The organism is Streptomyces subrutilus (assembly GCF_001746425.1).
Classification (GTDB): domain Bacteria; phylum Actinomycetota; class Actinomycetes; order Streptomycetales; family Streptomycetaceae; genus Streptomyces; species Streptomyces subrutilus_A.
Window position 1 is genome coordinate 3750958 of the sequence record NZ_MEHK01000001.1, and the last position, 19033, is coordinate 3769990.

20 protein-coding genes are annotated in these 19033 nt (G+C 73.9%); 8 read left to right on the plus strand and 12 right to left on the minus strand.

Translation table 11 applies throughout. From position 1 onward, the window contains the following. Positions 1 to 11 precede the first annotated feature (11 nt). The 3 genes from BGK67_RS17845 to pdhA are packed head-to-tail and all read right to left on the minus strand — an operon-like array spanning position 12 to position 3501. The gene (locus tag BGK67_RS17845) at positions 12 to 1349 is read right to left on the minus strand and encodes a dihydrolipoamide acetyltransferase family protein (RefSeq protein WP_069921024.1); all 1338 of its coding nucleotides are present in this window, start codon (positions 1347 to 1349) and stop codon (positions 12 to 14) included. After that, positions 1349 to 2368 carry an alpha-ketoacid dehydrogenase subunit beta gene (locus BGK67_RS17850; RefSeq protein ID WP_069921025.1) on the minus strand — a complete coding sequence of 340 codons (1020 nt, stop codon included), beginning with the start codon at positions 2366 to 2368 and terminating at the stop codon, positions 1349 to 1351. The genes BGK67_RS17845 and BGK67_RS17850 overlap by 1 nt, the downstream gene beginning before the upstream one ends. Then, complete coding sequence (pdhA, locus tag BGK67_RS17855; RefSeq protein ID WP_069923946.1) at positions 2365 to 3501, minus strand: pyruvate dehydrogenase (acetyl-transferring) E1 component subunit alpha; 1137 nt, start codon at positions 3499 to 3501, stop codon at positions 2365 to 2367. Before pdhA ends, BGK67_RS17850 begins: the two co-directional genes overlap by 4 nt. A 178-nt stretch (positions 3502 to 3679) precedes the next feature. On the opposite strand from pdhA, the gene BGK67_RS17860 reads away from it, so the two are divergent. Then, on the plus strand, positions 3680 to 4261 hold the full coding sequence (locus BGK67_RS17860) for an Lrp/AsnC family transcriptional regulator (protein WP_079154250.1): 582 nt from the start codon (positions 3680 to 3682) through the stop codon (positions 4259 to 4261). 92 nt (positions 4262 to 4353) lie between these two features. Here BGK67_RS17860 and BGK67_RS17865 read toward each other — a convergent pair whose 3' ends face one another. Continuing rightward, the gene (locus BGK67_RS17865; RefSeq protein ID WP_069921026.1) at positions 4354 to 4941 is read right to left on the minus strand and encodes a TetR/AcrR family transcriptional regulator; all 588 of its coding nucleotides are present in this window, start codon (positions 4939 to 4941) and stop codon (positions 4354 to 4356) included. After that, entirely contained in the window at positions 4938 to 6473 is a 1536-nt protein-coding gene (locus BGK67_RS17870) for a 3-hydroxyacyl-CoA dehydrogenase (RefSeq protein ID WP_069923948.1), read from the minus strand. The genes BGK67_RS17865 and BGK67_RS17870 overlap by 4 nt, the downstream gene beginning before the upstream one ends. A gap of 124 nt (positions 6474 to 6597) precedes the next feature. Between BGK67_RS17870 and paaN the strand changes: the two genes are divergently transcribed. Then, positions 6598 to 8280, plus strand: a complete 1683-nt coding sequence (paaN, locus tag BGK67_RS17875) for a phenylacetic acid degradation protein PaaN (RefSeq protein WP_069921027.1) — start codon at positions 6598 to 6600, stop codon at positions 8278 to 8280. 39 nt (positions 8281 to 8319) lie between these two features. Here the strand turns inward: paaN and BGK67_RS38925 are convergent, their stop codons facing one another. The 4 genes from BGK67_RS38925 to BGK67_RS17890 form a co-directional block, all read right to left on the minus strand. Further along, positions 8320 to 8484 (minus strand): hypothetical protein, encoded by a 165-nt coding sequence (locus BGK67_RS38925; protein ID WP_167739580.1) that lies wholly within the window; start codon positions 8482 to 8484, stop codon positions 8320 to 8322. Between the two features lie 108 nt (positions 8485 to 8592). Next, a complete protein-coding gene (locus tag BGK67_RS17880) occupies positions 8593 to 9369 on the minus strand; it encodes a TrmH family RNA methyltransferase (protein ID WP_069921028.1) in 777 nt (258 codons plus the stop codon). 36 nt (positions 9370 to 9405) lie between these two features. Then, complete coding sequence (locus BGK67_RS17885; protein ID WP_244291479.1) at positions 9406 to 10557, minus strand: HTTM domain-containing protein; 1152 nt, start codon at positions 10555 to 10557, stop codon at positions 9406 to 9408. Then, positions 10554 to 11216, minus strand: a complete 663-nt coding sequence (locus tag BGK67_RS17890; RefSeq protein ID WP_244291247.1) for a DUF5819 family protein — start codon at positions 11214 to 11216, stop codon at positions 10554 to 10556. Before BGK67_RS17890 ends, BGK67_RS17885 begins: the two co-directional genes overlap by 4 nt. Before the next feature lie 147 nt (positions 11217 to 11363). Here BGK67_RS17890 and paaA point away from each other — a divergent pair, with 147 nt between their 5' ends. The 6 genes from paaA to BGK67_RS17920 all read left to right on the plus strand — a co-directional run bounded on the left by paaA (position 11364) and on the right by BGK67_RS17920 (position 16259). Then, entirely contained in the window at positions 11364 to 12398 is a 1035-nt protein-coding gene (gene paaA, locus BGK67_RS17895; RefSeq protein WP_069923949.1) for a 1,2-phenylacetyl-CoA epoxidase subunit PaaA, read from the plus strand. Continuing rightward, on the plus strand, positions 12395 to 12679 hold the full coding sequence (gene paaB / locus BGK67_RS17900; protein WP_030009045.1) for a 1,2-phenylacetyl-CoA epoxidase subunit PaaB: 285 nt from the start codon (positions 12395 to 12397) through the stop codon (positions 12677 to 12679). Before paaA ends, paaB begins: the two co-directional genes overlap by 4 nt. Then, a complete protein-coding gene (paaC, locus tag BGK67_RS17905; RefSeq protein WP_069921030.1) occupies positions 12676 to 13401 on the plus strand; it encodes a 1,2-phenylacetyl-CoA epoxidase subunit PaaC in 726 nt (241 codons plus the stop codon). The genes paaB and paaC overlap by 4 nt, the downstream gene beginning before the upstream one ends. Continuing rightward, a complete protein-coding gene (gene paaD, locus BGK67_RS17910) occupies positions 13395 to 13901 on the plus strand; it encodes a 1,2-phenylacetyl-CoA epoxidase subunit PaaD (RefSeq protein WP_069921031.1) in 507 nt (168 codons plus the stop codon). The genes paaC and paaD overlap by 7 nt, the downstream gene beginning before the upstream one ends. Continuing rightward, positions 13902 to 15002, plus strand: coding sequence for a 2Fe-2S iron-sulfur cluster-binding protein (locus tag BGK67_RS17915; protein ID WP_069921032.1), 1101 nt, complete (start codon positions 13902 to 13904; stop codon positions 15000 to 15002). Between the two features lie 114 nt (positions 15003 to 15116). After that, the gene (locus BGK67_RS17920; RefSeq protein WP_069921033.1) at positions 15117 to 16259 is read left to right on the plus strand and encodes an acyl-CoA dehydrogenase family protein; all 1143 of its coding nucleotides are present in this window, start codon (positions 15117 to 15119) and stop codon (positions 16257 to 16259) included. 19 nt (positions 16260 to 16278) lie between these two features. Here the strand turns inward: BGK67_RS17920 and BGK67_RS17925 are convergent, their stop codons facing one another. From BGK67_RS17925 to BGK67_RS17935, 3 genes are all read right to left on the minus strand, one after another. Beyond that, the gene (locus BGK67_RS17925) at positions 16279 to 16623 is read right to left on the minus strand and encodes a rhodanese-like domain-containing protein (RefSeq protein ID WP_069921034.1); all 345 of its coding nucleotides are present in this window, start codon (positions 16621 to 16623) and stop codon (positions 16279 to 16281) included. A 79-nt stretch (positions 16624 to 16702) separates the two neighbouring features. After that, positions 16703 to 17518 (minus strand): J domain-containing protein, encoded by an 816-nt coding sequence (locus tag BGK67_RS17930; protein ID WP_069921035.1) that lies wholly within the window; start codon positions 17516 to 17518, stop codon positions 16703 to 16705. A 93-nt stretch (positions 17519 to 17611) separates the two neighbouring features. Further along, positions 17612 to 19012: a DUF2252 domain-containing protein gene (locus tag BGK67_RS17935; RefSeq protein WP_069921036.1), complete on the minus strand. Its 1401-nt coding sequence runs from the start codon at positions 19010 to 19012 to the stop codon at positions 17612 to 17614. Between the last annotated feature and the right edge of the window lie 21 nt (positions 19013 to 19033).

A 19033-nucleotide genomic window follows, 5' to 3' on the forward strand; every position in this document is an offset into this window, starting at 1 on the left:
GCCCCGCGGGTCTACAGGCTGCGCAGCAGGACCGCCGGGGATTCCACGCAGTCGGCCACGTACCGCAGGAAGCCGCCCGCCGTACCGCCGTCGCAGACCCGGTGGTCGAACGTCAGCGACAGCTGCACGACCTGGCGGACGGCCAGCTCCCCGCCGTGCACCCACGGCTTGGGGATGATCCGGCCGACCCCGAGCATCGCCGCCTCCGGGTGGTTGATGATCGGCGTGGAGCCGTCGACCCCGAACACCCCGTAGTTGTTCAGGGTGAACGTCCCGCCCGTCAGGTCACCCGGGGCCAGCTTCCCGGCCCGCGCCAGCTCCGTCAGCCGGGCGAACTCCGCCGACAGCGACTCGGGGCTGCGGCCCTGCGCGTCCCGGACCACCGGGACCATCAGGCCCCGCTCGGTCTGCGCGGCGAAGCCCAGGTGCACGACCGGCAGCCGGACGATCTCGCCCGCCGCCAGGTCCACGGTGGAGTTGAGCTCCGGATAGCGGGCCAGCGCGGCCGTGCAGATCCGCGCCAGCAGCGCGAGCACGGAGATCTTGGGGCCGCCGACGGCGTTCATCGCCGCCCGGGCCGCCATCAGCTCGGTGGCGTCCGCGTCGACCCAGCAGGTCGCCTCCGGGATCTCCCGCCGGCTGCGCGACAGCTTCTCGGCGACCGCCCCGCGGATCCCCTTGAGCGGGATCCGCTCGCCCTGCGCCGCCACCGCCGCGGGAGCGGCGGCGGGGGCCGGGGCAGAGGCCGGCGCGGGCGCCCGCAGGGCGGCGAGCGCCGCCTCCACGTCGGCCCGCAGGATCAGGCCCTCGGGGCCGGACCCGTGCAGCGCGCGCAGGTCGACCCCGTGGTCCTTGGCCAGCTTGCGCACCAGCGGCGAGATGACGGGGACCGGCCCGGCGGGCGCCGCCGCAGCGGCGGGCACCGCCGGAGCCGCCGGAGCCGCGACGACGGGCGCCGAGACCGCGGCGGTGACGGGTCGCACCCGTCGCCGACGCGCCGGACGCGAGTCGTCCGCGCCGTAGCCGATCAGGGGCCGCGGCACGTTGCCGGAGCCGTCGGCTCCCGCCTCCGGGGCCTCCACGGCCCCGGCGGGCACCGACTGCGCGCCCACCGCGACGGTGATCAGCGGCGCCCCGACCGGGAGCTCCTGCCCCTCCTCGCCGAAGCGGGCGGTGACCACACCGCCGTACGGGCAGGGCACCTCCACCATCGCCTTGGCCGTCTCGACCTCGACGACCGGCTGGTCGATGGCGACGACATCGCCCACCGCGACCAGCCACCGCACGATCTCGGCCTCCGTCAGGCCTTCGCCGAGATCGGGCAGCTTGAATTCCATGACCTGCGGCATCAGTTCTCCCACTGCAGGCGGGCCACGGCGTCCAGGATCCGGTCCACGCCGGGCAGGTGGTGCTTCTCCAGCATCGGCGGGGGGTACGGGATGTCGAAGCCCGTCACCCGCAGCACCGGCGCCTCCAGATGGTGGAAGCAGCGCTCCGTCACCCGGGCGGCGATCTCCGCGCCCGGTCCGCCGAAGCCGGCGGCCTCGTGCACGACCACCGCGCGCCCGGTCCTGCGCACGGACGCGACGACCGTCTCCTCGTCGAAGGGGACCAGCGAGCGCAGGTCCACGACCTCCAGGTCCCAACCCTCCTCGCGGGCCGCCTCGGCCGCCTCCAGGCACACCGGCAGCGAGGGCCCGTACGTGATCAGCGTCGCGCTCGTACCCGTCCGCCGGACCAGGGCCTTGCCGATGCCCGGCACCGCCGCCGGAGCCTGCGGCGACCAGTCGGCCTTGGACCAGTAGAGCCGCTTGGGCTCCAGGAAGACCACCGGGTCGTCGCTGGCGATGGACGCGCGCAGCAGCCCGTAGGCGTCCTCGACCGTCGCCGGGGTCACCACGTGCAGGCCGGGCGTGGCCACGTAGTACGCCTCGGAGGAGTCGCAGTGGTGCTCCACCCCGCCGATCCCGCCGCCGTACGGCACCCGGATGGTGATCGGCAGCGGCATCGCGCCCCGCGTGCGGTTGCGCATCTTGGCCACGTGCGAGAGCAGCTGCTCGAAGGCCGGGTAGGCGAACGCGTCGAACTGCATCTCCACGACGGGCCGCAGCCCGTACATGGCCATGCCGACCGCCGCGCCCAGGATCCCGGCCTCCGCGAGCGGGGTGTCCGTGCAGCGGTCCTCGCCGAACTCCTTCGCGAGCCCGTCCGTGATGCGGAAGACCCCGCCCAGCGTCCCGACGTCCTCGCCCATGACGTGGACCGTCGGGTCCTCGGCCATCGCGTCGCGCATCGCGCGCGTCAGGGCCTGCGCCATCGTCGCGGGCTTGGCCCCCGTCCCGGCCGCCTTCGCCGCCACCGTGGTCATGCGTCTCCCTCCGCGTCCAGCTCGGCGCGCAGCAGGGCGGCCTGTTCGCGCAGCCGGTCGGTCTGCTCCGCGTAGACGTGCGCGAAGAGGTCCATCGGGTCCAGCACCGGGTCCGCGTTCATCCCCTCGCGCAGCGCGGCGGCCATCGTCTCGGCCGCGTCGCGCGCCTCCTGGATGCCCGCTTCGTCGAGGATCCCGCGCGAGGTCAGCTCGCGCTCCAGCAGGTCGACCGGGTCGTGCGCCTTCCAGGCCTCGACCTCGGCGTCGCCGCGGTACCGGGTGGCGTCGTCGGCGTTCGTGTGGGCCTCCATCCGGTAGGTGACGGCCTCGATCAGGGTCGGGCCGCCGCCCGCCCGGGCGCGCCGGACGGCCTCGGTGAGGACTTCGTGCATGGCGGCCACGTCGTTGCCGTCGACCAGCCGGCCGGGCATCCCGTAACCCACGGCCTTGTGGGCCAGCGTCGGGGCGGCGGTCTGCTTGGCGAGCGGGACGGAGATCGCGAAGCCGTTGTTCTGCACGAGGAAGACCACCGGCGCCTGCCAGACGGCGGCGAAGTTCAGGGCCTCGTGGAAGTCGCCCTCGCTGGTGCCGCCGTCGCCGACCATGGCCAGGGCCACGACCTCGTCGCCGCGCAGCCGGGCCGCGTGCGCCAGGCCCACCGCGTGCGGCAGCTGGGTGGCGAGCGGGGTGCTCAGGGGGGCTATCCGGTGCTCGCGGGGGTCGTAGCCGGTGTGCCAGTCGCCGCGCAGCAGGGTCAGGGCCTGTACGGGGTCCAGTCCGCGGGCCACGGCCGCGAGGGTGTCCCGGTAGCTCGGAAAGAGCCAGTCCTGGTCCTCGAGGACCATCGCGGCCGCGATCTCGCAGGCCTCCTGGCCGACCGTGGACGGGTAGACGGCGAGCCGCCCCTGCTTGGTCAGCGCGGTGGCCTGCGCGTTGTAGCGGCGGCCGCGCACCAGCTCGGCGTAGCAGCGGCGCATCAGTGCGGGGTCAAGCCGGTCCGCCGCCGGGGTGCCGAGCACCCGGTAGGGCTCGGCGTCCGGGAGCAGCGGAGCGGCGTCCGTCCGGGGCCTCCAGGCGGGCGGCGGGGTGGGTCGGTGGGACGCACCGGCACCGGGCAGCTCTTGGACCGTCATGGCGGCGTACACCTCCTCGTGGGAAGCGGGCAGGGAGAGCCCCGGGTGTGAGGCGCTTCACCTACCGATTGTTCGGTTGTCCGCGCAATTTGGCTACAGGCGGCTCCAGGCTGTGGACAAACGGGCGCCGGGGCCCTGGGATGGATGCAGGACGTCCAGGAGAGGGAGGCATCGGGCAATGCCGGATGAACAAATGGCCGGAGCGGGTTCCGCACCGGTCCCGCCGGGGGGCGCCCCCGGGCAGACCAATCCGTTGGCACCGGTGCCTTCTGTTCCGCCCCGCCCCCTGGACCCGATCGACCGGTCGATCATGCGGCTGCTCCAGGCGGACGGCCGCGCGTCCATACGGTCGGTCGCCGAGCAGGTCCACGTGTCCCGCGCCAACGCCTACGCCCGGATCAACCGGCTCATCGACGATGGGGTGATCCGCGGTTTCACGGCCCGCGTCAACCACGAGCGGGCAGGCCAGGGCGCCTCCGCCTACATCACCCTGAAGATCGTCCAGAACTCCTGGCGGACGGTCCGCGAGAAGCTCCGCGAACTGCCGGGGGCCGCGCACATCGCCCTGGTCAGCGGGGATTTCGATGTCCTGCTCCTGGTCCACACCCCGGACAACCGCACCCTGCGCGAGCTGGTCCTGACCCGCCTCCAGTCCATCCCGGAAGTGCTCTCGACCCGCACCCTGCTGGTGTTCGAGGAAACGGATCTGCTGGACTCGGGACCGGGCTCCGGCGTCGGCCCCGCGATCACCGAGGAGTAGCCCGGACGGGGGACGGCAGCGCCCTGCGGGCGGGAACGAGCGGCGATGTCGACCACGAGGTCGCGGCCTCGCGGAGGGGTGCCGCCCACGGGTCAGCGGACCGTCCGCAGCCCGTCCAGAGCCATGTGCACCACCGCGTCGGCGAGCTGGTCCGGCCCCGTCCCCGGGTGCGGGCGGTACCACTCGACCAGGGAGTTCACCATCCCGAAGAGCAGGCGGGTGGCGAGCCGGATGTCCACGTCCGCCCGCAGGTCCCCGTCGGCCGCCGCCGCCTTGAGCAGGTCCGCGACCTGGTGGTCGAACTCGCGGCGGCGTTCCAGGGCCCAGCGCTCGGTCCGGGTGTTGCCGCGCACGCGCAGCAGCAGGGTCACGTACGGCAGCTCGCCGACGAGCACCTCCACCGTGCGGCGCGTCACGTACTCGACGCGCTCGACCGCCCGCCCCCGCACCGCGCCGGGCTCCTCCAGGACGGCGAAGAGCCCGTCGAGGGCGCGGCTGACGGCCCGGCGCAGCAGCTCCTCCTTGCCCGCCACGTGGTGGTAGATCGAGGACTTCGAGATGCCGGCGGCCTTGGAGAGGTGCTCCATCGAGGTGCCGTCGTAGCCGCGCTCGTTGAAGACCTGGACGGCGACCGACAGCAGGGTCTCGGGGGTGTAGGTGTCCCGCTTCGCCGTCGTCACGCGCTCTCCCCCGTCGCATCGCCTTCGCCTGCGGCGTATTCCTCTGCCCCGTAGCCCAGCCGGAACAGCGCCAGCGAGGGCGCGTACCGGCCGCCCGGACAGCGCTCGTCGAGGTGGTGCAGCAGGTCGTAGGCCCAGTCCCGGCCCAGCCGCTCGTGCCATTCGGACGGCCCCAGCGGGTAGTTGACGCCGAGCCGCATGGCCGTGTCGATGTCCTCGGCGGTGGCCGCGCCGCGGGCGACGGCGTCGGCCGTGAGGTCGATCAGCATCGCGACCGTCCGGGCGACGATCATGCCGGGGACGTCGCCGATGACGGAGACCTTCTTGCCCAGCTTCTGGAACAGCCCGACGGCCTCGGCGAGGGTCCGCTCGCTCGTGTCCTCGCTGGCGGAGAGCGCGATCCGGGTGGCTCCCCGGTAGTCGAGGGCGAGGTCGAAGTAGACGACGTCGGCGAACTCGACGGAGGTCTTCCCGTCCGCGAGCACCAGCTGGCCCTCGCCCGGCAGCTGGATGTACGGCCCCCCGTGCTCGGTGGCGGTGACCGCGATCCCGGCCTCCTCCAGCAGGTCCGCCAGCTCGGCCGCGGGCCCGAGGTCGCCGACCACGGTGACCTCGGCCGGGGCCTCCTCGGGGGCGGCGGTGTGCGGCTGGGGCAGGACGGCGTCCGGGCCGTACGGGAACCAGCCGTGGCCCGACTTGCGGCCGAGGCGACCCGCCTGGACCAGCCGGCGCTGCGCGAGGGAGGGGGTGAACTTGGGGCTGCGGAAGAAGGACTCCCACACCGAGCGGGTCACGGCCTCGTTGACGTCCTGGCCGATCAGGTCGGTCAGCTGGAACGGGCCCATCTTGAAGCCGCCGCTCTCGCGCAGCACCGCGTCGATGGTGGCCGGGTCGGCGCCCTGCTCCTCGTAGACCGAGAAGGCCTCGGCGTAGAAGGGGCGGGCGATCCGGTTGACGATGAAGCCGGGGGTGTCGGCGCAGCGGACCGGCGTCTTCCCCCAGCCGAGCACGGTGCGGTACGCGCTGTCCGCGGCGGCCGGGTCGGTCGCGAAACCGCTGATCACCTCGACGAGGGGGAGCAGCGGGGCCGGGTTGAAGAAGTGCAGGCCGACGAAGCGGCCGGGGTGCGCGAGACCGGCGGCGAGCTCGGTGACGGAGAGGGAGGAGGTGTTGGTGGCCAGCAGCGCGTCCGGCGAGAGCACCTCTTCGAGTGCCGCGAAGAGCGTCTGCTTGACGGTGACGTTCTCGACCACCGCCTCGATGACGAGGGCGGCCGCGGCGAGGTCCGCGAGGGCGCCCGCCGCACCGATCCGGCCGATCGCGTCCTCGGCCTCGGCGCGGTCGAGGCGGCCCTTGGCGGCCATCCGCTCGACGCGGTCCTGCACCATGGCGGCGCCGTCCGCGGCGAGGGCGGCGTCGATGTCGTAGATCAGCACGCGGTGACCTGCGAGAAGGGCGACCTGGGCGATCCCCTGGCCCATGGTGCCCGCGCCGACGACCGCCACAGTGCGGGACCGTTCGATTGCTGTCATGTCCTGATCCTCCCGCACCGACTTGTCCACAGGTCCGCCGGGCCCTCTTGTCCCGACCGATCGTTCGGTTACTCTAACTCCAGTCTGCTCTCCTTCGCCCGGCTCAACGAGGAGTTGGTCCCTGATGGCCGCCGAGCTCACCGTCCCCCAGCTGTCCGCCAAGCACCGGCCCACCCTGGACCAGGCCCTGTCGGCTATCCGCAGCCGCGCCTACTGGTCCCCGCACCCCGAACACCCCAAGGCCTACGGCGAGACCGCCCCGGCCGACGGGCTCGCCGCCTTCGAGGCCGTCCGCGGCACCCGGCTGGACCTGGGACAGCCCGGCACCGACGGCTGGACCGGCGGCGAGGTCTCCCCGTACGGACCGGAGCTGGGCGTCGAGTACCCCCACGCGGACCCGGACGTGCTGCTCCCCGCGATGAAGGCGGGCATGGCCGCCTGGCGCGACGCGGGTCCCGAGGCGCGCGCCCTGGTCTGCATCGAGATCCTGGCCCGCATCGGCGCCCGGACGCACGAGTTCGCGCACGCGGTGATGCACACCAGCGGCCAGGCGTTCATGATGGCGTTCCAGGCGGGCGGACCGCACGCGCAGGACCGCGGCCTGGAGGCCGTGGCCTACGCGTACGAGGAGCAGACGCGGGTCCCGGGGCAGGTCGACTGGTCCAAGCCCCAGGGCAAGCGCGACCCGCTGGACCTCGGCAAGACCTTCACGGCGGTCCCGCGCGGCATCTCCCTGATGATCGGCTGCAACACCTTCCCCACCTGGAACGGCTACCCGGGCCTGTTCGCCTCCCTGGCCACCGGCAACGCGGTGCTGGTCAAGCCGCACCCGCGGGCCGTCCTCCCGCTGGCGCTCACGGTCCAGGTGGCCCGCGAGGTGCTCACCGAGGCCGGCTTCGACCCGAACCTGGTCGCACTGGCGGTGGAGCGTCCGGGCGAGGGCATCGCCAAGACCCTCGCGCTGCGCCCCGAGGTCAAGCTGATCGACTACACCGGCTCCACGGAGTTCGGCGACTGGCTCGAGGCCAACGCCCGCCAGGCGCAGGTCTACACGGAGAAGGCCGGCGTCAACACGGTCGTCGTGGACTCCACCGACGACTACAAGGGCATGCTGGCGAACCTCGCGTTCTCCCTCTCCCTCTACAGCGGCCAGATGTGCACCACCCCGCAGAACCTGCTGATCCCGCGCGACGGCATCGCGACGGACGCCGGGCACAAGGCGTACGACGAGGTCGTCGCCGACCTCGCGACCTCGGTCGGCGGCCTGCTGGGCGACGACGCCCGAGCCAACGCCCTGCTCGGCGCCCTGGTCAACCCGGACGTCAAGGCGCGGCTGGAGGCGGCGGCCGGGCTGGGCGAGGTCGCGCTGGCCTCCCGCGAGGTCGCCAACCCCGAGTTCCCGGACGCGGTGGTCCGCACCCCGCTGATGGTCAAGCTCGACGCGTCCAAGCCGGACCCGGACGCGGCGTACCTCTCGGAGTGCTTCGGCCCGGTCTCCTTCGCGGTGGCCGTGGACTCCACGGCGGACGCGCTGGAGCTGCTGCGCCGCACGGTCCGCGAGAAGGGCGCGATGACGGTGGGCGCGTACACGACCTCCGCCGACACCGAGCGGGCGATCGAGGAGGTCTGCCTGGAGGAGTCCGCGCAGCTCTCGCTGAACCTGACCGGCGGGGTGTACGTCAACCAGACCGCGGCGTTCTCCGACTTCCACGGCTCGGGCGGCAACCCGGCGGCCAACGCCGCGCTGTGCGACGGCGCCTTCGTCTCCAACCGCTTCCGCGTGGTGGAGGTCCGCCGCCAGGCCTGACGCCGGGCGCCGTGAGCGTCCCGGGTGGACGCGCCCCCGCTACCCCGCCTGGAAGGTGCGGGCGGAGGCGTCCACCTGGGCATGCACGCGCTGCAACTGCTCCCGCTGCTCGTGCTCGCGCCGGCGTTCCTCGCGGCACGCTTCGCCCTGCTGCGCCAAGAGCGCGTGCGGCCGCACCCGCTCCTGGTGGGCTGCGGGGTCCACGCCGCCACGTTCGCCCTGGTGACCTGGCAGGCCCCGCGCGGCCGGCCGCTGATCCGCCCGGACGGGCCGACAATCGGCGCGGCCGCGCTGATCCTGCTCGCGGGCGGTCTAGGAGCCCTCGCCGCCCTGCTGGCCGGCCGGCGGCCCGCCCCAGTGGAAAAGGGTCATGGCGACGCTGGTGGCCAGGTTGTAGCTGGAGACCTGGGGGCGCATCGGCAGGGACACGAGGTGGTCGGACCGGCCTCGGAGCTCCGGTGAGATGCCGTGCCGCTCCGAGCCGAAGGCCAGCAGCGCGTCGTCCGGGAGGGCGAGGGCACGGATGTCCTCGCCCTCCGGGTCGAGCGCGTAGAGCGGTCCGGGCGGCAGGGTCTCGAGCGTGATCCGCTCGACGGTGGTGGCGTAGTGCAGTCCGGCGCCGGCCCGGACCACGTTCGGATGCCAGGGGTCGAGGTCCCCGCGCGTGACCACGCCGGTGGCGCCGAAGCCGGCGGCGAGGCGGACGACGGCCCCGACGTTGCCGAGGTTGCGGGGGTTGTCGAGCACGACCACGGGCGCGGGGCGCGGCAGGCGCCCGAGAGCCGCGAGGCCCGCCGCCCGGCCCGGGCGTACGGCCAGGGCGGCGACGCCGGTGGGGTGCACCCGGGGCAGCAGCCCCGCCAGCTGCGCCGGCCGCGCCAGCCGGGCCACGTCGTCCTCGACGTCCGGAGCGAGCTCGGCGGCCAGCGCCCGTACGGCGGCCGGGTCCTCGGCGAGGACCATCCGCACCTCGGCCCCGAACCGCAGCGCGTGCTTCAGCGCGTGGAACCCGTCCAGCAGGACCAGCCCCTGCCCGGCGCCTTCCCGCCACTGCCGCTCGACCTCATCGGAACTCCACTCGTCACGCATACCCCGACCCTAAGCGCAGCGCCGCCGGGGCCCGGCTCAGCGCGGGAGGGCCGGGCTCGGCTCCGCGGCGGCCAGGGCCGGGGCCCGCTCACGACGGCCGGACCGCAGCGCCGCGGCCTTCGCGCCCAGCCAGACCAGGAACACCGTCGGCAGGAACACCGCGTCGGCGGCGATCATCGCCAGCGAGAAGAACGGCAGCCCCAGCAGCACCGCGATCCCCGCGTGCTCCAGCATCATCACGGCCAGCAGCACGTTCTTGATCCGCCGGTTGAACACCGTGAACGGGAACGCCACCTGCACCGCCACGGTCCCGTACGACAGCAGCATCACCAGCGTCCCGCTGCTCGCCAGCAGCGCGGACAGCCCCGGCCACGGAGTGAAGTAGTCCAGCCCGAGCGGGTAGTACAGCGCGGTCCCGTCCTGCCACCGCGAGCCCTGGATCTTGTACCAGCCGGCCGTCGCGTAGATCAGGCAGACCTCCGCCATGATCACCAGCATCCCCGCGTTGTGCAGCACGTTGGCCAGCACGTCCAGCGTCGCCCGGCCCTCCCCGCCCGCGTCGCGCCGGTCCACGAGCCACCACAGGCCGCAGACCACCCACACCGCCGCGAAGGCCGCCAGCCAGCCGGTGCTGAACCGCCCGGTCACCACCCCGTAGGCGAACACCGCGCCCAGTACGCCCCACAGCGCCGGCCCGGCGGCCCCCGCGGAGGCCGACCCGCGCAGCCGGGCCCGCCGGGCGTCCAGGGACCACACCTGCGCGCACCGGGTCAGCACCAGGTACAGCGCCATCAGGTGGATGACGTTATCCCCGCCGTCGCCCATGAACACGCTGCGGTTCTGGAGCGAGAGCACCCCGACCATGAACAGCACGGACGTGGCCCGGGTCCGCCAGCCCAGCAGCAGCCCCACGCTCGCCAGCACGGCGAGCGCGTAGACGATCTCGAACCACACCGCCGAGTCCGACCACATCAGGACCGAGAAGGCCCCGTTCGAGGCGATCAGCCGCTCCGCCAGCGACCAGCTCCACGGCCCGTCCGGCCCGTACAGCTCGTGGCGGTGCGGGAACTCGCGCAGCAGGAAGAAGAGCCACGTCCCGGCGAAGCCGATGCGGACCACGGCGCTCTGGTAGGGGCCCAGGGCCTGCCCGGTGACCTTCGCCAGAGCGGCCGCCAGACCGGTTCTCACACCGTCCACCACGGCAGCTCCCGGTAGTACGTCTCGGTGTCGGTGGTCTCGTCGCTCCACTTCGGCGCGGCCACGGCCGTCGTCGCCGAGCGCAGCTGGACCCGCAGGACGTCCCCGCCGGGGTGGTCCGGGGTGAGCCGGTTCACGGCGATCCGCCGCAGGTATCGCTCGGACAGCTCGCCGCGCTCGCCGTTCGGCTTGTCCTCCTCGTCGTGGGAGCCGGTGAAGAAGTCCCAGGCCCGGCGGAGCTCGTTCTGCTCGGTGTGGCTCGGCAGCAGGCTGTTGCGGATGGCCGCGCCGTCCTCGGCGCTCAGGTTGCGCCAGTCCGTGGTGACCAGCTCGCCGGCGGCCGTCCGCACCTGCGCGCGCGCCTCCACGGCGATGTTCTGCTGGAGCGGGTTCGGCGCGAAGAGCTTCCAGTTCTGTTCGAACTCCGGATAGATCCACGCGTCGACCGTCCGCGCGTGCTGCTTGCTGACCGTGTTGGAGGGGGCGACGTGCAGGAACACGAACGCGAGGTGGGCGCAGGCGGCCACGCCGACCGCCCCCAGGGCGAGGGCCGCGAGCACCCGGTACGGGGTGGACAGACCGGCGATCCCGGGCGCCCGCGGGGGCGGCGGAGGGGTCGCCGCGGCGGGCTCCCGCTCGTTCGAATCCATCCCGCCCCGATCGTCCGGTATCCACAGGGTTGACCTCAGAGGTTGACACCCTACGGGCCGCCGACCCACCATTGAAGAGGATGAACCGAACGATCGGTCGGTCGGGTGGGCGGACAGCTCGCCGGCACACGCGGACAGGGGACCGGGATGGTGGCAGTGACCCCGGAGACGGGGCCGGAGACGGCCCTCGGGACAGACGGGACGGACGGCACAGGCATGGCTGCTGACCTCGACGCACAGCTCGCGGCGGCCTTCGACGCGGCGGTCGCGGCGGAGGAGCGCGTGGAACCGCGCGACTGGATGCCCGAGGAGTACCGCGCCTCCCTCGTGCGCCAGATGGCGCAGCACGCCCACTCCGAGATCATCGGCATGCAGCCCGAGGCGAACTGGATCACGCGGGCGCCCTCGCTGCGCCGCAAGGCGATCCTGATGGCCAAGGTGCAGGACGAGGCCGGGCACGGGCTGTACCTGTACAGCGCCGCCGAGACCCTGGGAACCAGCCGCGACGAGCTGCTCGACAAGCTGCACGCGGGCCGGCAGAAGTACTCCTCGATCTTCAACTACCCCACCCTGACCTGGGCGGACGTCGGCGCCATCGGCTGGCTGGTGGACGGCGCGGCGATCACCAACCAGGTCCCGCTGTGCCGCTGCTCCTACGGCCCGTACGCCCGCGCCATGGTCCGGATCTGCAAGGAGGAGTCCTTCCACCAGCGCCAGGGGTACGAGCTGCTCCTCGCCCTCTCGCAGGGCACCGAGGCACAGCACGCCATGGCCCAGGACGCGGTCGACCGGTGGTGGTGGCCCTCGCTGATGATGTTCGGCCCGCCGGACGACGAGTCGGCGCACTCGGCGCAGTCGATGGCCTGGCGGATCAAGCGGCACTCGAACGACGAGCTGCGCCAGCGGTTCGTGGACATCGCCGTCCCGCAGGCCGAGGCCCTGGGCCTGACGCTGCCCGACCCGGACCTGAAGTGGAACGAGGAGCGCGGGCACCACGACTTCGGCGCCATCGACTGGGCGGAGTTCTGGGACGTGCTCAAGGGCAACGGCCCGTGCAACGAAGAGCGCCTGAGCCAGCGGCGCCGGGCGCACGAGGAAGGCGCCTGGGTGCGCGACGCGGCCGCGGCGTACGCGGAGAAGCAGGCGGCGCACGCCGCACAGAACGAGGAGGCACGGGTATGACGCAGAACTGGCCCCTGTGGGAGGTGTTCGTGCGCTCGCGGCGCGGCCTCTCGCACACGCACGCGGGCAGCCTGCACGCCCCCGACGCGGAGATGGCCCTGCGCAACGCCCGCGACCTCTACACCCGGCGCGGCGAGGGCATCTCCATCTGGGTGGTGCCCTCCACCGAGATCACCGCTTCCTCGCCCGACGAGCGCGACCCCTTCTTCGCCCCGTCCGCCGACAAGCCCTACCGGCACCCGACGTTCTACGACATCCCGGAGGGAGTGAGCCACCTGTGACCAGCACGGACACCACCCTCACGGCGGCCCTCGCCCTCGGGGACGACGCCCTGATCCTCTCCCACCGCCTCGGCGAATGGGCGGGCCACGCCCCGGTGCTCGAGGAGGAGGTCGCGCTCGCCAACATCGCGCTCGACCTGCTCGGCCAGGCCCGCCTCCTGCTGACCATGGCGGGCGACGAGGACGAGCTGGCCTTCCTGCGCGAGGAGCGCTCCTTCCGCAACCTCCAGCTGGTGGAACAACCCAACGGCGACTTCGCCCACACCATCGCCCGCCAGCTCTACTTCTCCTTCTACCAGCACGAGCTCTACGGGGAACTGGCCCGTGGGGACGGCCCGTTCGCGCCGCTGGCGGCCAAGGCCGTCAAGGAGACCGCGTACCACCGCGACCACGCCGAGCAGTGGACCCTGCGGCTCGGCGACGGCACCGAGGAGAGCCGGGCGCGCATGCGCGCGGGCCTGGACGCCCTGTGGAAGTTCACCGGCGAGATGTTCCGGCCCGTGGACGGCATCGAAGGCCTCGACTGGGCCGCCCTGGAAGGTCGTTGGCTCGGCGCGGTGACCGGTGTGCTGGAGCGGGCCGGGCTCGCACTGCCCCAGGGGCCGCGCACCGGCGCCTGGGCGGCCGGAGCCGGACGCGAGGGCCTGCACACCGAGCCCTTCGGCCGGCTGCTCGCCGAGATGCAGCACCTGCACCGCAGCCACCCGGGGGCGTCATGGTGACCGCCCGCGCCGGGGCGAGCCGCCTGGAGGCGGAACTGGCCGAGCTGGCCGGCTCCGTCCCCGATCCCGAACTGCCCGTGCTCACCCTGGGCGAGCTCGGCGTGGTGCGCGGGGTGCGGGTGGACGAGGAAGGCCGCGCCGAGGTCACCCTCACCCCCACCTACACCGGCTGCCCGGCCATCGAGGCCATGTCCGCCGACATCGAGCGGGTCCTGACCGGCCACGGGATACCCGAGGTCCGGGTGACCACCGTGCTGGCCCCCGCCTGGTCCACCGACGACATCAGCGCCGAAGGCCGCCGCAAGCTGGCCGAGTTCGGCATCGCCCCGCCGCGCCCGCACGCGGCCGGCGGGCCGGTCCCGCTGACCCTGTCGGTGCGCTGCCCGAACTGCGGCTCCACCGACACCGAGCTGCTCAGCCGGTTCTCCTCCACGGCCTGCAAGGCACTGCGCCGCTGCACCGCCTGCCGCGAACCGTTCGACCACTTCAAGGAGCTGTAGATGGCCGCACCCCGCCACGGCGCGTTCCACCCGCTGACGGTGGCTGCGGTCGACCGGCTCACCGACGACTCGGTGGCTCTGACCCTGCGGGTCCCGCAGGAGCTGCGCGAGGCGTACCGGCACGCCCCCGGCCAGCACCTGACCCTGCGCCGCAGCGCCCCCGAGGGCGCGGAGGTCCGTCGCACCTACTCGATCTGCTCCCCGGCGCCCGCGGCCGGCGGCCCGGGCCCGGCGCAACTTCGGGTCGGCGTGCGGCTGGTGGAGGGCGGGGAGTTCTCCACCTTCGCGCACAAGGAGATCGCCGCCGGAGACGTGCTGGACGTGATGGTCCCGGCCGGCCGGTTCGTCCTGGACCCGGCCGCCGCCCCGGCCGCCGGGCACTACGCGGCGATCGTCGGCGGCAGCGGGATCACCCCCGTGCTCTCGATCGCCGCGAGCCTGCTGGCCGCCCGCCCCGACGCCCGGTTCTGCCTCGTGCGCAGCGACCGTACGGCGGCTTCGACGATGTTCCTCGAGGAGGTCGCCGACCTCAAGGACCGCTATCCGTCCCGGTTCCAGCTGGTCACGGTCCTGTCCCGGGAGGAGCAGGAGGCCGGGCTGCCCTCCGGGCGCCTCGACGAGGAGCGGCTGGCCGCCCTGCTGCCCGCGCTGCTGCCGGTGGCCGAGGTGACGGGCTGGTTCCTGTGCGGGCCGTACGGCCTGGTGCAGGGCGCGGAGCGGACCCTGGCCGCGCTCGGCGTCGCCCGGACCCGGGTGCACGAGGAGATCTTCCACGTCGAGGACACCACGGCGCCGGCCCCCGCCGCCACCGCTTCGGCCCCCTCCCACGGGCGGGTCACGGCGCGCCTCGACGGGCGTTCCGGCACCTGGCCGGTCCGTGACGGGGAGTCCCTGCTGGACGCGGTGCTCCGCAACCGCGCGGACGCCCCCTACGCCTGCAAGGGCGGGGTGTGCGGCACCTGCCGGGCGTTCGTGGTGGCGGGCGAGGTCCGGATGGACCGCAACTTCGCCCTGGAGGCCGAGGAGACGGAAGCCGGGTTCGTGCTGGCCTGCCAGTCGCACCCGGTGACGGAGGAAGTGGAGATCGACTTCGACCGGTAGCCCGCCGGCCGGCCGCGGCGCCGGACCGGGCCGGGCTCCCGTTCCCGGCCCTGTCCATTTTCCAGAACCTGTTCTATCTTGACGCACCGTCAGACCAGAACGGGAGGACCGGCAGTGGACTTCACCTTCACCGAGGAGCAGCAGGCGGCCGTCGAGGCGGCCAAGGCCGTCTTCGCGGACGTCGCGCCCGACGGGGTGCCCAGCCCCGCGCTCACCCCCGGGGCCGTCGCCGACGACTTCGACCGCCCGCTGTGGGCCAGGCTCGCCGGATCCGACCTGCTGAGCCTGGTCCTCGCCGAGGAGCACGGCGGGGCCGGCCTCGACACCATCGCCCTGTGCCTGGTGCTGCGCGAGGCCGCGAAGGTGCTGGCCCGCGTGCCGCTGCTGGAGCACTGCGCCACCGCCATGGCCGTACAGTCCCACGGCAGCCCCGAACTGGCCGCCGCCCTGCTGCCCGGCGCCGGCAGCGGCAGCGTCGTCCTGACCGCCGCCGCCCACGGCCGCTCCGGCCACGACCCGGCCGAACTCGCCGTCACCGCCCGCCGGGACGGAGAGGGCTGGATCCTGGACGGCACGCAGACGGCCGTCCCCTGGGCGCACAGCGCCGACTGGATCGCCGTACCGGCCCACACCGGCGAGGGCGAGGCCGTCCTCGCCTTCGTCCCGCGCACCGCCGAGGGCCTCGCCCTCGCCGAGCAGGTCTCCACCAACGGGGAGCGGCTGGCCGAACTCGCCCTGGACGGCGTACGCGTGGCCCCGACCCACCTCGTCGACGACCCGGGCGCCTGGGAGCGGCTGCGCCAGCTCCTCGCCACCGGAACCTGCGCCCTCGCCCTCGGCCTCGGCGAAGGCGTCCTCACCATGACCAGCCAGTACACGAGCAAGCGCGAGCAGTTCGGCTTCCCGGTGGCCACCTTCCAAGCCGTCGCCGTCCAGGCCGCCGACCGCTACATCGACCTGCGCGCCATGGAGGTCACCCTCTGGCAGGCCGCCTGGCGCCTGGACGCCGCGACCGGCGGCGCGGGCGGCCCGCTGCCGAGCTCCGGAGACGTCGCGGTAGCGAAGATCTGGGCCTCGGAGGGCGTACGCCGGGTCGTGCAGACCGCCCAGCACCTGCACGGCGGCTTCGGCGCCGACACCGACTACCCCCTGCACCGCTACCACGCCTGGGCCAAGCAGCTGGAGCTCCAGCTGGGCCCCGCCGCCGCGCACGAGGAGGCCTTGGGCGACCTGCTGGCCGCCCACCCCCTGGCCTGACCGGAATCGGCCGCGACGGCTACAGCACGAAGGCCGGGTTCCCGCTGTCCGTCACCATCGGGCGCCCGGCACCGTCCCACGCCTGCATGCCGCCGTCGACGTTCACGGCGTCGACGCCCTGGCGCACCAGGTACTGGGTCACCTGCGCGGAGCGCCCGCCGACCCGGCACATCACGTGCACCCGGCGGCCGTCCTCGACGGCCTCCGTCAGCTCACCGAAGCGGGCCACGAAATCGCTCATCGGGATGTGCAGAGCGCCCTCGACGTGGCCGGCCGCCCATTCGTCGTCCTCGCGGACGTCCAGGACAAAGCCTTCGGAGGGCACCGCGGCGGCGTCCACCGAGGGAAGCGGTCCGAAGTTCATGTGTCGCCTTCTCTCATCACGGATCCGACTTCCAACCTATCCGACGCCCCCGGCCGGCCGGGCGGCGATCCGGCCCGCCTCAGCCCGCGGCGAGCTCCGCGGCCAGCGCCGCCTCGCGCTCGGCGACCTGCGCCAGCAGCTGCTCCGCGATCTCCTCCAGCAGCCGGTCCGGGTCGTCGGGAGCCATCCTCAGCATCGACCCGATGGCACTGTCCTCCAGCTCCTTGGCCACCAGCGACAGCAGCTCCTTGCGGCGCGCCAGCCACTCCAGCCGGGCGTACAGCTCCCCGCTCTCCTCCGGCTCCGCCCGCTCCGGCTCGGGGCCCGCCGCCCACTCCTCGGCCAGCTCGCGCAGCAGCCGCTCCTCGCCCCGCCCGTACGCGGCGTTGACCCGCGCGATGAAGGCGTCGCGGCGCTCGCGCTCGGCCTCGTCCTGGGCGAGGTCCGGGTGGGCCTGGCGGACCAGCTCGCGGTAGAGGCGGCGCACCTCCTCCGAGGGCCGTACCCGCTCCGGCGGCCGCACGGGCCGGTCGGTGAGCATCGCGCCCGCGTCGTCGGAGATGCCGTCCGAGTCCAGCCAGTCGTGGAACAGCTCCTCCACCCCGGGCATCGGCATGACCAGCGCACGCGCCTCCTCGGCCCGCCGCAGGTCCTCCCGGTCCCCGGTCCGCGCCGCCTTCGCCTCGGCGATCAGCGCCTCGAGCTCGTCGAGCCGCGTGTACATCGGGCCGAGCTTCTGGTGGTGCAGGCGGGAGAAGTTCTCCACCTCGACCCGGAAGGTCTCCACCGCGATCTCGAACTCGATCAGCGCCTGCTCGGCGGCCCGAACGGCCCGCTCGAGACGGGCCTCGGGGCGTTCGTCGCCGGGAACCGTGTGTCCGCTCTGCTCGCTCACCCGGCCAGCCTACGGCCCACCGGCCCGGGCACCCCCGCGCGGGCCGGAAGGCTCCGCCCCGGGCACCCCCGCGGGCCGGCAGGCCCCGCCGCCTCAGACCCCGGACTCCGCCGCGATCCGCCCGGCCCGCACCGCCGCCACCAGATCGGCGTGGTCGGCCTCGGTCCGGTCCGCGTAGGCCACGGCGAAGGCGGCCATGGCCTCGTCCAGCTCCTCGTTCTTCCCGCAGTACCCGGCCAGCAGCCGCGGATCGACGCTGTGCGCGTGCGCCCGGGCCAGCAGCGCCCCGGTCATCCGCCCGTAGTCGTCGAGCTGCTCGGCGGTCAGCGCCGCCGGATCCACACTGCCCTTGCGGTTGCGGAACTGGCGCACCTGGAAGGGCCTCCCCTCCACCGTGGTCCAGCCCAGCATGAAGTCCGAGACCACCTGCATCCGCTTCTGCCCGGCCACCACCCGGCGCCCCTCGTGCTGCTCGGGCGGCGCGTCGAAGCCCAGCGCGGGCAGGTGCGGCAGCAGCACCGAGGGCCGCGCCTCCTTTACCTGGAGCACCAGCGGCTCGCCCCGGTGGTCCAGCAGCAGCACCACGTACGAACGGGTGCCGACGCTGCCCGTCCCCACCACGCGGAAGGCCACGTCGTGGATGGCGTACCGGGCCATCAGCGGCAGCCGGTCGGCCTGGAGCGTCCGCAGGTACGGGCCCAGCGAGGCGGCCACGGCCGCGGCCTCCCCGTCCCCGACCCGGCGCAGCACGGGCAGCGCGTCCACGAAGCACCTGCTGCCGTCGGCTCGGGTCTCGGTCGCCTTCGCGGCGAACCGCGCGGAGGTGTTGTTGCGGGCCTTCTCCGCCACCTGCTCCAGGGTCCCCAGCAGGTCCCGGGCATCGGTGTGCGAGACCAGCTCCTCGTCGGCGATGGCGTTCCACGCGTCACTGGCGGACAGCCGGGACAGCAGCCGCATGGTCCGCCGGTAGGCGCCCGCCGCGTCCAGCGCGGCCGCCCGGGAGGCGTCCTCGCCCGCGCCCGACACCCGCCCGGCCAGCACCAGCGAGGTCGTCAGCCGCTTCAGGTCCCACTCCCACGGCCCGAACACGGTCTCGTCGAAGTCGTTCAGGTCGATGACCAGCCGGCCCCGTGCGTCCCCGTACAGGCCGAAGTTCGCCGCGTGCGCGTCCCCGCAGATCTGCGCGCCGATCCCGGTCACCGGGCCGCCGGACAGGTCGCGGGCCATCAGCCCGGCCGCCCCCCGCAGGAAGGCGAAGGGGTTCGCCGCCATCCGCCCCACGCGTATCGGCGCCAGCTCGGCGACCCGCCCGGCGTTGGACTCCTCCACCGCCCGCACCGCGTCCGGCCTGCCGGACGGCGCCTCGAAGGCGGCGTGCGCCGCCCGCGGCACCCGCTGCCGCAGCGCCTTGCCGTCCCGCTTGGGCGATCCGTCCGCCACCCGCGGCGCGAAGCCCGCCACCTCCGGGATCCGCTGCCCCACTACCGCCGCCATGCGCGCCGCCCCCACCCGTTA

What these genes read in the sequence shown, in the direction of transcription:
- BGK67_RS17890 (WP_244291247.1), bottom strand. Translation starts at nt 11,216, where the DNA reads ATGGATTCGAACGAGCGGGAGCCCGCCGCGGCGACCCCTCCGCCGCCC.
- BGK67_RS17850 (WP_069921025.1), bottom strand. Translation starts at nt 2,368, where the DNA reads ATGACCACGGTGGCGGCGAAGGCGGCCGGGACGGGGGCCAAGCCCGCG.
- BGK67_RS17915 (WP_069921032.1), top strand. Translation starts at nt 13,902, where the DNA reads ATGGCCGCACCCCGCCACGGCGCGTTCCACCCGCTGACGGTGGCTGCG.
- paaD (WP_069921031.1), top strand. Translation starts at nt 13,395, where the DNA reads ATGGTGACCGCCCGCGCCGGGGCGAGCCGCCTGGAGGCGGAACTGGCC.
- BGK67_RS17870 (WP_069923948.1), bottom strand. Translation starts at nt 6,473, where the DNA reads ATGACAGCAATCGAACGGTCCCGCACTGTGGCGGTCGTCGGCGCGGGC.
- paaB (WP_030009045.1), top strand. Translation starts at nt 12,395, where the DNA reads ATGACGCAGAACTGGCCCCTGTGGGAGGTGTTCGTGCGCTCGCGGCGC.
- BGK67_RS17880 (WP_069921028.1), bottom strand. Translation starts at nt 9,369, where the DNA reads ATGCGTGACGAGTGGAGTTCCGATGAGGTCGAGCGGCAGTGGCGGGAA.
- paaA (WP_069923949.1), top strand. Translation starts at nt 11,364, where the DNA reads ATGGTGGCAGTGACCCCGGAGACGGGGCCGGAGACGGCCCTCGGGACA.
- pdhA (WP_069923946.1), bottom strand. Translation starts at nt 3,501, where the DNA reads ATGACGGTCCAAGAGCTGCCCGGTGCCGGTGCGTCCCACCGACCCACC.
- BGK67_RS17845 (WP_069921024.1), bottom strand. Translation starts at nt 1,349, where the DNA reads ATGCCGCAGGTCATGGAATTCAAGCTGCCCGATCTCGGCGAAGGCCTG.
- BGK67_RS17860 (WP_079154250.1), top strand. Translation starts at nt 3,680, where the DNA reads ATGCCGGATGAACAAATGGCCGGAGCGGGTTCCGCACCGGTCCCGCCG.
- BGK67_RS17935 (WP_069921036.1), bottom strand. Translation starts at nt 19,012, where the DNA reads ATGGCGGCGGTAGTGGGGCAGCGGATCCCGGAGGTGGCGGGCTTCGCG.
- BGK67_RS17925 (WP_069921034.1), bottom strand. Translation starts at nt 16,623, where the DNA reads ATGAACTTCGGACCGCTTCCCTCGGTGGACGCCGCCGCGGTGCCCTCC.
- paaN (WP_069921027.1), top strand. Translation starts at nt 6,598, where the DNA reads ATGGCCGCCGAGCTCACCGTCCCCCAGCTGTCCGCCAAGCACCGGCCC.